Annotated in this window: 6 protein-coding genes; 4 read left to right on the forward strand and 2 right to left on the reverse strand. The window is 65.0% G+C overall.

All coding sequences use genetic code 11. The features are described 5' to 3' along the window. A complete protein-coding gene (locus tag ABIG06_RS09515; protein ID WP_424578265.1) occupies positions 1-8,373 on the reverse strand; it encodes an ExeM/NucH family extracellular endonuclease in 8,373 nt (2,790 codons plus the stop codon). A gap of 501 nt (positions 8,374-8,874) precedes the next feature. Here ABIG06_RS09515 and ABIG06_RS09520 point away from each other — a divergent pair. The 4 genes from ABIG06_RS09520 (at position 8,875) to ABIG06_RS09535 (ending at position 13,685) form a co-directional block, all read left to right on the forward strand. Next, positions 8,875-10,653 carry a type I secretion system permease/ATPase gene (locus tag ABIG06_RS09520; RefSeq protein WP_370135887.1) on the forward strand — a complete coding sequence of 593 codons (1,779 nt, stop codon included), beginning with the start codon at positions 8,875-8,877 and terminating at the stop codon, positions 10,651-10,653. Positions 10,654-10,663: 10 nt separating this feature from the next. Beyond that, entirely contained in the window at positions 10,664-11,986 is a 1,323-nt protein-coding gene (locus ABIG06_RS09525) for an HlyD family type I secretion periplasmic adaptor subunit (RefSeq protein ID WP_370135890.1), read from the forward strand. Positions 11,987-12,431: 445 nt separating this feature from the next. Next, a complete protein-coding gene (locus ABIG06_RS09530; protein ID WP_370135892.1) occupies positions 12,432-12,794 on the forward strand; it encodes a hypothetical protein in 363 nt (120 codons plus the stop codon). A gap of 132 nt (positions 12,795-12,926) precedes the next feature. Further along, a complete protein-coding gene (locus tag ABIG06_RS09535; protein ID WP_370135894.1) occupies positions 12,927-13,685 on the forward strand; it encodes a hypothetical protein in 759 nt (252 codons plus the stop codon). A gap of 244 nt (positions 13,686-13,929) precedes the next feature. On the opposite strand, the gene ABIG06_RS09540 is transcribed toward ABIG06_RS09535, so the two are convergent. Then, the gene (locus tag ABIG06_RS09540) at positions 13,930-14,619 is read right to left on the reverse strand and encodes a Crp/Fnr family transcriptional regulator (protein ID WP_370135897.1); all 690 of its coding nucleotides are present in this window, start codon (positions 14,617-14,619) and stop codon (positions 13,930-13,932) included. Positions 14,620-14,663 lie beyond the last annotated feature (44 nt).

The following is a 14,663-nucleotide window of genomic DNA, read 5'->3' on the forward strand; positions in this document are numbered from 1 at the left end:
TCAGTGAAGTCGGCGAACAGGCTGCTTGAGAATTGCAGCACGTCGGCCGAGGCACCGGTGGTGGCGAAGTCGGTGACGGTGTCCTTGCCGAAGCCCGGCGGCGAACATGAACACGTCGGCGCCCGAGCCGCCGGACAGGATGTCGTTGCCGGCATCGCCCGCGAGGATGTCGGCACCCGAACCACCCTTGATGGTGTCGTTCCCGGCACCACCATTCAGCGTGTCGTTCTCGGAGCCGCCATCGATGTTGTCGTCGCCGTCGCCGCCAGAGACAACGTCGACACCCGAACCGCCCTTCAACGTGTCCTTGCCGACGCCACCCTCGATCATGTCGTTGCCGGAGCCACCGTCGACGCCGTCGTCGCCGTCGCCGCCGCGCAACGTATCATTGCCGGCACCACCGGCGATGACGTCGTTGCCGGCCCCGCCATCGAACATGTCGGCGCCGTTGCCGCCTGTGAGATGGTCCGCACCGGCACCGAGCACGAAGCCCTCGATGCCGCTGAAGTGGTCGGTGCCAATGCCTGCGCCGGTCGCGGTGCCGGACACCAGGTTGATCGTGACCGCACCGGTGGCATCGGACAGATCCAAGATATCCTGACCGCAGCCGCCGTCGATGGTGTTGTCACCGGCACCGCCTCGGAGTACGTCGTCGCCGAGGCCGCCGAGCAGCACGTCGTCACCCGCGCCGCCGATCAGCAGGTCGTCGCCGAGGCCGCCGTTCAGGGTGTTGGCTCCGGCCGAGCCGATCAGCGTGTCGCCAAACACCGTGCCGACGGCGTTCTCGATCCCGGCGAGATGGTCGGCGCCCGGGAGATAGCCGGGATAGTAGGCAAGCCCGGACTCGAGGTCGATCGTCAGCTCGAACAGGATGTGACTGTAGTCGATGGTGTCGACGCCGTCGCCGCCGTCGTAGCGATCCAGACCATGGCCGCCGATGAAGATATCGTCGCCGGCGCCGCCGAACACCAGATCGTTGCCGACGCCGCCGACGATCGTATCGCTGCCGTTGGTCCCGATCACCAGGTTCCAGTAGCCGTCCGAGAAGCCGAGACTCTCGATGTTGCTCAGCGTGTCGGTCCCGTCCTGTCCGACGTGATCGACGACCGTGATGCTACCGCCATCGTTGAGGGTGATGGCGTATCCGTCGATCGCGCCGGAGAAGGCCGCGATGTCGGCCCCCGCGCCGCCGTCGATGGTGTCGTCGCCGGCACCACCAATGATCAGATCGTCGCCGTCGTTGCCGTAGATCTCGTCGTTGCCGGCATCGCCGTAGACGGTGTCGTTGCCCTGGTTGGCGTAGATCCGATCATTGCCTTCGCCGCCGTGGATGGTGTCGTTACCGAACGAGGTGTAAATCTCGTCGTTCCCGGCACCGCCGTCGATTTCCATGTTGGTCGAGATCCAGTCGTTGGAGATCAAGATATCGTTGCCGTCGCCGAGCAGGATCTGGCCCTGGATATCGGAGCCGATCCAGATGTTGACGAAGTCGTCGCCGGCGCCGAGATCGACCTTGCCGACGATCTTGCCGGTGTTGCCGAGCCTGTCGTTGCCGTCGCCGAAGCTGACGTCGCCGGTGATGACGCCAGAGCTCTGGTTGATCAGCTCGTCGGCACCGGCGCCGAGCAGGACGTCGCCGGTGATGATGGCGCGGTTGACGATCAGATCGTCACCCTCGCCCATGTTCACCGCTGATCCGCCGGTGGCGGTGATCGAGCCGTCATTGCTCAGCGTGTCGCTGCCGCCGCCCATCGAGACGCCGCCGACGATCTGACCGGTGGCGCTGTTGGTGAGGCTGTCGGCATAGGTGCCGACCAGGTTGATCGCCTCGTTGCCGCGCAGATCGAACCGCGCCGCATCCTCGGGGGTGACCCCTTCCGGACCGTGGCCGTCGCCCTTGATCAGGCCGTGGTTGACGATGGTCGTCACCCCCAGCGCGTTGGCGTTGCTGGAGTTGTCGACCTGGACCGCACGGCCGTAGCCATAGATCTCGCCGCCGGCATTGTTGACGATGCTGCCGCCGCCGATCGCGATCGCTTCGGAGACGTTCGGCTCGCCGTCGTGATAGCCGTCGGCGCCGAGGCCCGAGATCTTGCCATAGTTCACGATCTGCACCAGACCGTCGACATCGATGGCGTCGCCGTCGCTGTCGGACAGTTCGGCCGAGCGGCCCTCCATCACGCCGTGGTTGGTGATGAACGCCTTCTGCGCTTCGGTTCCGTCGGTGTCGAGATTCACCGCCGAGCCGTTGCGGCCGATCATGGTGCCGAGGTTGAGAACGGTGACGGCATTGTCACCGGTGACGGCATGACGCGAAGCTTCCATCCAGCCGCCGGCATAGTTGTTGAGCTTGCCGCTGGTGTCGCTCTGGAAGTCGATCAGGTCGCCTCCGCCCACGAAGGTCGGATCCGTCGTGATCGTCCCCCAGTTGTTGACGACACCGTCAGTGCCCGGGCGGATCACGTCGGTATCGCTGCCGTGCTGGCGGATGACGCCCCCGGCGAGGTTGTTGATCACCGCCGACGCGCCGTTGTTGTCGAAGGTGCGGAAATCGAGGACGCGGCCGCTCGCTTCGATCACGCCTGCGTTGTTGACGATGATGGTCGCGTCGGCGTGACCGGCCCGTTCCGGGGTCAGCGCGCCGCGCACGACGCCGCCGGCCTGGTTGTTGAGGGTCACCGAGCCCGTCGCCCCCGCCGTGGTGGTGAGCGCACGGGTCGAGCCCGTGATCTCGCCGGCATTGTCGATGACCGCGTTGCCACCGCCCTGCCAGACGATCGCGTTGCCGGACACCGAGAGCGCGCCGCCGGCCTCGATGGCGACGTGGTCGTTGTTGTCCACGACGAGGCTCGAAGCCAGCGTCGCGCCGTCCTGGATCGTCACGGCGTCGTACGATGCCGATCCGGCCACCGACCAGGTGCCTGCGGCCACCAGCAGGTTTTCGACATCGAGCGTGGCGGTCAGTGCCGCCGTGCCGCCGCCAATCAGCTTGACCGTGTCGTTGCCGGCGCCGCCGTCGATCGAACTCGGCGCGGCGTCGTCGGCGGAGACGATGATGAGGTCGTCGCCTTCGCCGGCTTCAGCAGTGTCGCCGGCGCCAGCCAGCAGCTCGTCGTTGCCGTCGCCACCTTGCAGGGTGTCGTAGCCTTCGCCGCCGATCAGGACGTCGTCGCCCTCGCCGCCGGTCAGGGTGTCGTCACCGTCGCCGCCCGCCAGCCGGTCGTCGTCAGCGCCGCCGTCGAGCGTGTCATCGCCCGCACCGCCAAGCAGCGTGTCGTCGCCGGCGCCGCCGGACAGGGCATCATCGCCCTCGCCGCCATCGAGCTGGTCGTCGCCGCCGAGCCCGGCGAGGACGTCGTCGCCCCCGAGGCCGTTGAGGACGTCGTCACCGAGCGCGCCGGTGAGTTCGTCGTCACCGTCGTCGCCGACCAGCACCAGCGCCTCGGTTTCGAGCACCGTGTCCTGACGATAGTCGAGGTTCTGGATGCGCTCGTCGTGCGCGCGGTCGGTGTCGGCGACATCGTAGGGCGTGTCGGAGTAGTTCGCCGCCATGTATTCGGCGAAAGCATCCTGCTCGGTGCCTTCGGCGGCGAAGTTCGCCCCCTGCCCGGCATCCGGAACCAGGTCCGGCGACAGGTTGACGACGTTGGCAAAGGCGGGATTGGCCGCGATGAAGCTCGCGAACGGATAGCCGTCGCCGCCGGTGAGCAGGAAGCTCAAGGTCACGACCCGGATCGCCATGTCGGGATCGACCACCAGTTCGCCATTGGCGACCAGCGCCAGCACCGGATTGCCGTTGTCATCGATCAGCGCTGCCGACTGCACGCGGTTGCCGGCCGGCAAATCCTTGTCGAACGAGAACGCGATGCCGCCGACCTGGGCGAACTGGCCCGGCGTCGCGGTCGCGGTGGTCGCCGCCACCGCGTGCTCGAGCACCTCGAGCAGCTGATCCGCGGTCACCGTGACCATCGACAGCGCGTTGTTGAAGCGTAGCGAGTTGGCGATATCGAGCTGCGACACCTCGCCCGCTTCCTTGCCGACGCTGGTGTTCGCCAGCGGCGGGCTCTCCACCGCTTCGCCGCCGACCGCATAGACGTAGCCGATCGAGTCGCGGATGCCGCCACCATTCTTGATCGAAACCAGCACGGTCGGGTCGACCTTCTGGGCGTACCACAGGTTCGCATCGGCGGTGAGGTCGCCGAGGTTGGTCTCTTCGGTGCGCGCCTCGCTGCGACGGCCCTCGAGATAGACGTCCGTCTTGCCGAAAGTGTTGCCGTCCTGCTCGTCGATGATGCCACCCACCGCCTGGGCGATGTCGTTGACCAGATCGCCGCGGCCGCCGTCGGCAAACGGATCGGCGTCGTCGGCATCTACGTCGCCGTCATTGTCGACATCGACCGTGGTGTTGCCGTCATACAGCGAGGTGACCACTTCTTCCGTGCTGGCGTAGGCGCCATTGACCGCCGTGTTGGCGGTGTAAATCACGTTGCCGTCAGCATCGAAATCGACCACCAGTCGTCCGACATAGGAGTATTCGCCGGAGGTGTTGACGATCAGCGTGGTCTTGCCGTCGGCGTTCGCGGTGACGATCGGATAGGTGTCGGCAGCGGTGTCGCCGGGACGGAGCGCGTCGGTCTGGTCCGCCAGCAGCGTGTGCGAGCCGCCGGCGATGATGACGTCGACGCCGTGCAGCAGGGGCGCCAGCGCCTTTTCAAGCGCGAGCTGCTGCAGATGGCTGACCAGGATGATCTTGTTGATGCCCTGGGCCAGCAGACCGTCGATGGTGGGCTGCAGGATTGCCGCCAGCGCCGCCATGTCATCGACATTGTCGCCGATCACCTCGACGCCGCCGGTCGAGGAGATGCTCTGCACGATCTGGGTGGTCGCGCCGATCACGCCGATCTTTTCGCCGTTCTCCTCGATGACCGCGGCCGGCGCGATCTTCTTGCCGATACCGGCCGTCGGCGGGAAGCCGGTGTAGGCGTCGGTATCCTGGATCGTGCCGGTGTAGACGGAGGCGAGATTGGCATCGGCCGAGAAGTCCAGATTGGCCGCGAGGTACGGGAACTGCGCGCCGGGATAGCCGGCGGTCTGCTTGATGATGTCGGCGAACGCCTTGGTCCCGGCGTCGAATTCGTGATTGCCGATCGCCGAGGCCTGCACGCCGATGATGTTCAGCATCGCCATGTCGGCGGTGCCGAAGCCGGGCGAGATGTTCAGCGTCCCGGCAGCGAGGCCGTAATAGGTCTCCAGCGCGGTTTCGTAGACCTCCTTCAGCGAGCCGTCCCTGCCGGCACTGAAGAACGGGCTGGGAATGAAATTGTCACCCGACGACAGCGTGATCGAGTTCTCGTAGGTCTCCTCGAGATAGTCGACGATCGCCGCGAAGTTGCCGGCGCGATCGACTGCGTTCAAGCCCGCCTCGAAGTCCGATGCATGCAGGATCTGCAGCGTGTAAGCCGGGGTCGGCTCCTGCTCCCCGAGATTGAGGCCTACGATCACCGGATCGTGGTCGGACACCCGGATCGCGGAGTCGTCGTCGAAGATCGAGGTGTCGCGGCCGTAGTCGGTGTTGTAGTCGAGCGCGTCGGCCTCGTCGGCGTTGATGTGCCAGGTGGTCACGCCGGACACCTGCGCGCCGAGGCTGGCATTGGCGAAGGCGTAGTCGAGCGTGCCGGTCTGGCCGTCGAACACATAGGAATAGGCGCCGTCCTCGCGGTCCTGCAGATTCTCATAGCCCGCGCTCTCGATGAGCGCGGTCGACTGCTCCTTGGCGTAGCCGTTGAAGTCGCCGAGCAGCATCACGTCCGGATCGCCCGAGCCGGTCGGATCGCTCGCCGCCCACGCGGTCAGCGCGGTGGCGGCCAGCTCGCGCTGGTTCTGCCAGTTACCCTGGCCGTCACCCTGATCGGAATCGGCGCCGGAGCCGGTACCGCTCTTGGACTTGAGATGGTTGGCGATCGCCGTGAAGGTTTCGCCGGTCGCAAGCTCCTCGAAGGTCACAGCGATCGCGTTGCGGCTGGTGTTCTCGCCGTCGAACACCGCCCCGACCGTGCTCTGCCCGAGCAGGCCGCCGAGGCCGAGGCCGGGCAGGTCGGCGTCGTTGAGGATCTCGACGGTCGTACCGCCGGCAATCTTCACCGCGGTCGTGTCGTAGATGAAGCCGACCGCGATGGCGTCACCGCCAACGAACTGCTGGCCGGGATCGACCCAGGCATAGGTACCGGCCCCAGCCACGGCATTGAGCTGTTCGACCAGATACTTGATCGCGTTGCCGGACGATGCAGCGGAGAAGTCGTTCTCCAGCTCGGTCAGCGCCAGCACGTCGATGTCCATATCGAGGATGGTCGCGACCAGCTTTTCGGTCTGACGCGCGAACTCCGCGGCGTTGTCGGCGCCGCGCGGCGCTTCGCCGATCGCGGTGGTGCCGCCATTGTCAAGCGTCGTGAAGTAGTTCAGCACGTTGAAGCTCGCCACCTTCAGGCGGCCGCCGACGTCTTCCGGCGCATCGGTGCGCGGATTGTCGCCGGCTCCGAAGGTGTTGGCGCCATCCTCGACCGAGCGGATCCGCCAGGTCGCCCCCGAGGCGGAGTTGCCGGCCCATTGATAGTCGAGCACGCCGGTCAGGCCGGTGACGGTGTCACCCATCCGGACTGCGTCGGCGGTACCGTAGTTCGGCGTGGTGGACGTGTCGTCGTTCGGATCGAAGCCGTCGAGGTTGTTGATCGCGGCGTTCTGGACGTTCAGGCCATCGTCATACGTGATGGTGCGGGCACCGAGCTCGACCAGATACGCCTGGTAGGCGGCGGCGTCGGGCGCGTTCTCCTGCGTGAACTGTTCGGGCCGTTCGCCCGCCGCCAGCTTGATCTCGTTGAACCGGTCGAGATTGTACTGTTCGGTGACGGTCAGGGTCTGCGGAATCGTGACCAGCATGCCTTCATAGGCTTCGAGGTCGGGCTGGTAGTCGCCGTCCTGGCTCAGCGTGGTGCCCATCGACGGCAGGTCGATCTGCACCGCCATCGTGTCGACGTCGGCCACCGCGCCGGCCTGGACGACCGAAATGTTGCTGGCGGTGAGCTCGGTCAGACCGAAATATTCGCTGATCGAGCCGGTGACGCGGACCCGGTCGCCGATCTGGACGTCGGTGGCGCCGCCGTAGACGAATATCGCCTCGGAGGTCAGCACGTTGCCGTCGGAATCGGTGGTCTCCTCCTGGAGGTAGAAGCCGTTGAGATTGCGGCCGGCGTCGGCATCGCCGTTCTGGAAGTCGCCGACCACGATGGCTTCGACGGTCACAGTCTGGCCGACCATGGCGCTGCTGGCACCGCTGCCCTGAATCGCGCTGATCTTGGTAATGCCGACGTCGTCGTTGACGATGGCGCCGGTCGCCGTCGCGGCGCTGCCGATCGTGGTGGTCACGTCCGCCGAATTCGAAACGTCCTGCAACGTCAGCGTGAAGTTCTCGTTCGCCTCATTGTCGGTGTCGCCGGCGACGGTGACGGTCACGACCGCAGAGCTCTCTCCCGCCGCGATGCTGCCGCTGAAGCTGACCGGCTTGCCGCCGACATAGTCGGCCGCATCGGTCTGCGCCGAAGCCATCGTTCCCGAGAACGCGACGTCGCCCGTGGTGCCGCCGGTGCGCTCGATCGTGAACTGATAGACGGTCGGACCGCTGTTACCTTCGTCATGCGACACCGTGAGCGAATCCGGCGCAAAGGCGACGTGCTGAGCTTCGATCGACGATCCGGACGAACTGGTGACGCGGATGTCGTCGATGCCGACCCACTCGTCATTGCCGACGGCGTTGGTGGTGAGAATGCGGACCTGGATGTCGTTGCGGCCGTCGACGTCGGCAGGCAGCAGCAGATCGAACGGCGTCACCTGGGTCGCGGCACCGCCGGTGGTGACGTCGGCGGCGTAACCGCTCGGAACGTTGGTCCACGCCCCGCTCGACCCGAGCCGGTACTGCACGTTGATCTGCTGCGCGGCGTCGTCCGTGCTGGCGTCGAGGTCGCGTGCGTTGAAGCTCAGCCGGACATCTTTGCGGCCGGTGGCGTCCAGATGGATCACGAGGCTGGGAGCATCCGCACTGTTCGAGCCGTTCAGCGCCACCGTCGGGTTGGCGATCTGGAATTCGGCCACACCGCCGTTGGTGATGGCGGTGTTGGTCTGGTTGGCGACGACGTCGACATCTCCCGACGACGATCCGGTCGCCGTACGCGCGTCCACCCCGGTGGCCGAAACGACATCGTTGCCGAGATAGCCGACGATCGATGCGACCCCCGACCAGTCATCGTTGGTCGTGATAAGGCCGGTATTGGACCAATCCTGCAGGAAATCGCCATTCGCCAGGACATGAGGGGTCGTCGACATGTATCGCCACTCCAGCGCTCGAGAGAAGACGTCGCGGATCGCCGCCTCACGGCATGCGTAAGGGCGCGGTCCAGACGGCCGATGGTTAACGGATCGTTAATGCGCGTTGATAGAACGCCGACGACAACAGATCGGTGACTGCTTCTTAACGGGCCGGTGAAGTCGCGACACGAAAAGTCGGGCGAAGACCGAGCGAACCAACGAACTCGTCTTGCGACGTGCGACGCGCTCGACCTCTCGGCCGGCAGCAATCGCCAATGAGTTATCGAGCCAAAGCTCGATCAGCTCGCCGCGAGGAGCGACCACGCCAGGTTTCGAGTGCCGGCCTGCGCGGCCGAACTTTCGAACCAAAGCGGCGTTTCGTCGCAGGGTGTCGCGGCCTCGCTGCCATGGGCCCGCGGTTACGCACACCGCGCTTTGTCATGTGCCTGACGTTGAACCTCGCTAACGAACGCCGACCGTCCGACCGTGACGGTCCGACGTCGTTTTGAATTGAGTAACATGACCGCAACAACGTCCTCCGCGTCGACTCCCACTTCCGGCGATCTCGCGTCGGTCGCGATCGCCTCCTGCAGAACGGCCTTTCTGACGGTGGGACTGTTCTCGGCGGTGCTCAATCTGCTGATGCTCACCGGCTCGATCTACATGCTGCAGGTATATGACCGGGTCATTCCATCGCACAGCATTCCGACCTTGATCGCGCTGTCGATCGCGGTGGCGGCGGCGTATGCGATGCAGGGGCTGTTCGATCTGTTGCGTCAGCGCATTCTGACCCGAATCGGATCAGCGCTGCACGCGGCGCTGTGGCAACCGGTCGTCTGCAACATCCTGCGCGGGCCGCTGCGCGGCGGCGGCGCAAATCGCGGCCTGCAATTGTCCCATGATCTGGACTCGGTCCGATCGTTCCTGTCCGGGCTCGGCCCGACGACCTTGTTCGACTTGCCGTGGATGCCGCTGTATCTCGCCGGCTGCTTTCTCCTGCATCCTTATCTCGGCTGGACGCTGGTCGTGGGCGCGGTGCTGCTGTTCGGGATCGCGCTGCTCTCCGAGGTGCTGACGCGGGCACCGACCCGGGACGCGTCGCGTGCCGGCGCAATCCGCGGCGTTCAGCTTGAAGCCGGTCGGCGCAACGCCGAAATCGTAGCCGCGCTGGGGATGGAGCAGCGGTTGATCGACCGGATCGGCGCCGCCAACGACGATCTCGTCGCCGCCCAGCAGCGCAACGCCGATATCGCCGGATCGCTCGGCGCGTTGTCGAAGGCGCTGCGCTTCATGCTGCAATCGGCGCTGCTCGGCCTCGGCGCCTATCTCGTGATCGAAGGGCTGGCCAGCGGCGGCGTGATGATCGCCGCGTCGATCATGGGCAGCCGCGCGCTCGCGCCGGTGGAACTGGCGATCTCCATCTGGCGTCCGTTCCTCGGCGCGCGACAGGCGGGCCAACGGCTCCGCGCCGCTCTCCGCAACGGCGACGCCCCGAATCCCGACGTCGCGCCCGAACGCGCCGCCCATCGGCTCACGGTCGAGCAGGTAACGATCGCCGCCCCCGGCGGCACCGCCGCGATCGTGCACAACGCCTCGTTCACACTTGAAGCCGGCCAGGCGGTCGGAATCATTGGCCCCTCAGCCGCCGGAAAATCGACGCTGGCGCGGGCGCTGGTCGGGATCTGGCCGATCGCACGCGGCGAGATCCGCCTTGATGGCGCCACCCTCGACCAGTGGCCGGCAGAAATTCGTGGCGGCATGATCGGCTATCTGCCGCAGGACGTCGAATTGTTCGACGGAACGGTAGCGGAAAACATCGCACGCTTCGACGCGGACATCGACGAGGCGGCGGTGATCGCCGCGGCGAAGGCGGCAGGCGCCTACGAGATGATCCTGAAGCTGCCGAAGGGGTTCGAGATGCGGATCGGCGAAGCCGGCACCACCCTGTCGGGCGGCCAGCGGCAACGGATCGCGTTGGCGCGCGCGCTCTACAAGGATCCGTTCATGGTGGTGCTCGACGAGCCGAACGCCAGCCTGGACGCCGAAGGGGACGCCGCGCTGACCGACGCCATCCGGCGTATCCGGGCTCGCGGCGGCATTGCCGTCATCATTGCGCATCGGCCGGCGGCGCTCGCCGCGGTCGACCTCGTGCTGACGCTGGCGACCGGCCAGGTGCAGGCGTTCGGCCCGAAGGACGAAGTGCTGCGCAAATCGCTTGCCGCTCATCCGGCGCCGGGCGGCGCGGCGCTGCAGGCGGTGCCCGATGCGCGCTCGGTTCCGGCCGCAGCCGCCAGTTGAGGACCTCCATATGACCGCACTCCGCACGCCCGAAACTCGTCGCAGCGATCCGTTTCGCGATATCCGGCGCGTCACCGGACTCGGAATCGGCACGCTGGCGATCGTGGTGTCCACCGCCGGCGTTTGGGCGATGACCGCGCCGCTCGCCAGCGCCGTGATCGCGCCGGCGCAGGTGGTGGTCGACAGCAACGTCCGCCGGGTTCAGCACCCGACCGGCGGCGTGGTCGCCGGAATCTACGTCAACGACGGCGATCAGGTTCGGGCCGGCGACATACTGGTCCGCCTCGACGAGACGCTGTCGCGCGCCAACCTTGCGCTGATCGAAAATCAGCTCAACCAGCTTGGGGTGCGTCGCGCCCGGCTGCAGTCCGAGCAGAACGGCCGCGACGCGGTGGCGCTGCCCGGCGAGATCACCGCGCGCAGCGCCATCGGCGCGATCGCGGAGATGATCGAGGGCGAGACGACGCTGTTCGCCCGGCGGCGCGAGGCGATCAGCGGCCAGCAATCGCAGCTGCGCGAACGCAAGGCGCAGATCGCGGACGAGATCCGCGGCCTGGAGGCGCAGATCGCGTCGAAGCGCGAACAGATCCGCTGGATCGACACCGAGCTGGAGGGCGTCCGCCAGCTGTACGAAAAGCGGCTGGTCCCCTATGCGCGCCTCACTGCGCTCGAGCGCGAGGCCTCCCGCCTGACCGGCGAGGAAGGCCAGCTGATCGCCGAGATCGCACGCGCCAAGGGGCGGATCACCGAAACCGAACTGCAGATCATCCAGCTGGTTCAGGACCAGCGCCGCGAGGTCGCGACCGAACTGCGCGAGGTCGAGACCAAGCTTGCCGATCTCGGCGAACGCCGCATCGCCGCGATGGACCAGCTCGATCGCGTGGTATTGCGCGCGCCGCAAGACGGTCTGATCCACCAGAAGTCGGTCTTCACCGTCGGTGGCGTGATCACCGCGGGCGAACAGCTGATGCTGATCGTGCCGAAGGATTCGCTTGTGGTCGAAGCCCGGGTCGATCCACAAATGATCGACCGGATCAAGGTCGGGCAATCCGCCAAGCTCCGCTTCAGTGCGTTCGACGCCGCCGTGACCCCCGAGCTCGACGGCACGCTGACGCGGATCGCCGCCGACCTGACCAAAGACCCGCAGTCCGGCGCGGCTTACTACGTCGCCCGCATCAGCCTCGACGCGAGCGAACTCGCCAAGCTCGACGGCAAGGCTTTGGTGCCCGGCATGCCGGTTGAAGCCTTCATCCAGAACGGCGTGCGGACGGCGATCGCCTACCTGCGCAAGCCGCTGGAAGATCAGCTCGCCCGTGCGCTGCGGCAGAAGTAGTCGAAGTCCCTATCGCCATCGTTGTTCAGCATGCGGCCATATTGCCGCCGGCACGATATTCCGACTTTCGAAGCCGTTTGATCTTTCGGATCCTCACCAATCGAGCAGGCGTGGTGTGCTGATGTTGCCTGAGTCTGCCTCTGGTCCATCGGCGAAGCTGCGGCTCGCCCCCTTGAGGTCCGCCTCGCAGGGTCTAGCGGACTGGAATTGCTCGCGTTGAGCTTTTCTTAAAGTGCACTCAACAGACCTTCCGATACCTGTCTGATCCAGCAAGCGGTTCGCCGTTACCGGTCTGTCCAGATGCAGCCCAAGATTGGGAGCCACCCAGCTGTTCTGGAGTTGGCGCGCTATGTGAAGCGGTTCATATTACGATCCCCGTTGGTTCGATTACTCTGATTGCGGAAGTCGCGGTGCAAATCTCTTTGCTTGCTTAAAGGAGATTGCAGTGACGAAGACAATTCTGACGACCGCCAGCAGGGCGGTCATCGTACTGTCGGCATGGTCCTTCGCGGCGCACGCGCATGATCAGAGCCGCCCCGAACTCAACAGCTGGTTCGAGAGCCTAAAAAGCGGCAGGGGTCCGTGCTGCTCCGGCGCCGACGGCACGGCGCTATCCGACGCCGACTGGGAGGTGAAGGATGGCCACTACCGCGTGCGCATCAAGAGCCAATGGTGGGACGTACCGGACGAGGCCGTGATCAAGGAGCCGAATCGCGCCGGTCGCACGATGGTCTGGCCCTTCTACGATTGGACGCTCGGCGAGGCGCGGATCGAGATCCGTTGTTTCATCCCCGGAGCCATGATGTGACCGACATGGCGTTTCAAACGAGGCCTGTCCTGCACTTGATCGTCGTTGCCGGCCGAAGCTGTTCCGGCGGAACGATACTGAAGGAATTTTCTGGTCGTCGATAAGCGCGCGCCTTGCACAAGGGAGGCTGCTATGGGCGTAATTTTTCATCAGGAAGTTGATTGCCGCGTACGACATGATCGTTCGACGAGCGGGCACCGTAGCCTCCGTCTTGCTTACGCGATGCTCTGCGCGGTGTGCATATTCCAGCTCGCGAGTGAAGCTCGGGCGCAATGCGCCGCACGAGATGTCCTGCAGAACCATTTGACACTCAAGAAAGCTCCTTCGGCCGGCGTGCCGCAGGTGCCGGTCAGATCCGCTGCCGACGTCCCAACCTGGAAAACGATTGCGCTGGGAACTTTTGTAGATTCGTTCGCTCTCCGTAACGCGCTGGACAAGAAAGGCTGTGGTGTCGGAGGGCTGGCTGCTGAAATTCTCGCTCGACCGGCCTTTGTCGTCGGTTCTACGAAAACAGACGTCGAGCTCGTCGCTGTATCCGCGGTCGAGATCGGCTTCAGCGCCGAAGTTGTCAATCTGGCTGCGATCTATGCGCGTGCCCAGCTATTCGGTTTTGAACTTGCGGCTGCAGAGGTCGGTCCACAACTGAGGCTTCAGTATCTAGACCAGCCCATGGGTGAATTTCTCATCATCGGAATGGAGCCGATCAAGACGTGGAGCGGCGAGCCAGTCATTCTGAATGTAGCCAATGGCGGGGCCGGACTTATCCTCATTGGTCAGGATGGCCGACCTGACGCAGAAATTGCGGCAATCTCCCGCATCGTATTCGTACGACCCAACAGATCCGTGCCCGCTGACGAGCTTGCGAAGGCGGCAGCACTCCCGCCGCCCTGAACACGATAGGCCGGCAGCGAGAACGGCGGCCCCGGCGTCGTCGTGGGGACGGTCGTGCAGCGCGCGCACGACTTCGGCGTCTCCAAGACGCTCAAGCCGATGACCGATCCGAAGGAGTTCAATAACCGCAGCAGGCTTTGCCTTGCCCGCACCGCGCTCAAAAATGCCTTCCTATCCCGGTTCACTGTGTTGATAGACGTCGGGTTTCCAAGGCAGTGCGGAAGTCGGCCGCAAGCCGCGAAGCTCAATCGTTCATCTCCGCTTCTGCATATCGGCGAAGGGCATCGACGTCATTCACAACAATCGAGCGATAGGTGTGCGTGAGCCAGCCAGCGTCCTTGAACTGCTTCAATGCGGCATTCACCTGCTTGCGTGATGCATTGGCCATGATGCCCAGCTCGCTTTGAGTCAAGGGAAGAGGGGCTTCACCAATTCTAATCGTCCGCTGCAAGACGGAGGCGATGCGACGATCCGCCTGGGGCTTCTGCAAGTCATGCACGACCTCCAGCAAAGTTTCGACGCTCATCATCAAGATTTGCGCGATGTGGTGCGAGACCGTGGGGTCTTTCGCCGCCATTCGGTCCAGTGCATCGAGCGGCACGTGCAACAGCGTCGTATCAAGGGCAGCTCTCACCTCTCCTCGTCGTGGCTTCCTTGTTAGAAAACAAGCCTCTCCCGTCCAGTGGCCAGGTATACCGAGCAGCATCAAGCGCGGCGCGTGATCGAGGGGCGCCAGACTAACGCTAATGGTGCCAGCCACGAGCCCGTAAATTCCACCGGGCGGATCGCCGACGTGAAACAGCGCCTCTCCCTTTTTCAATTGAATCAATACCGAATGATCCAGCACGTCTGCCCTGAACTTGCTTGGGACCCGGGCGAGCCAGCCCGACGAGCTTGCGATTTTTTCGGACTCAACCTTAGATATTTTTTGCATAAGCGCTCACCCTTTGTCCGATTTCGGACAATCTTGCATTTTGG

The sequence above is a fragment of the Bradyrhizobium sp. USDA 326 genome (assembly GCF_049739485.1).
Lineage (GTDB): Bacteria > Pseudomonadota > Alphaproteobacteria > Rhizobiales > Xanthobacteraceae > Bradyrhizobium.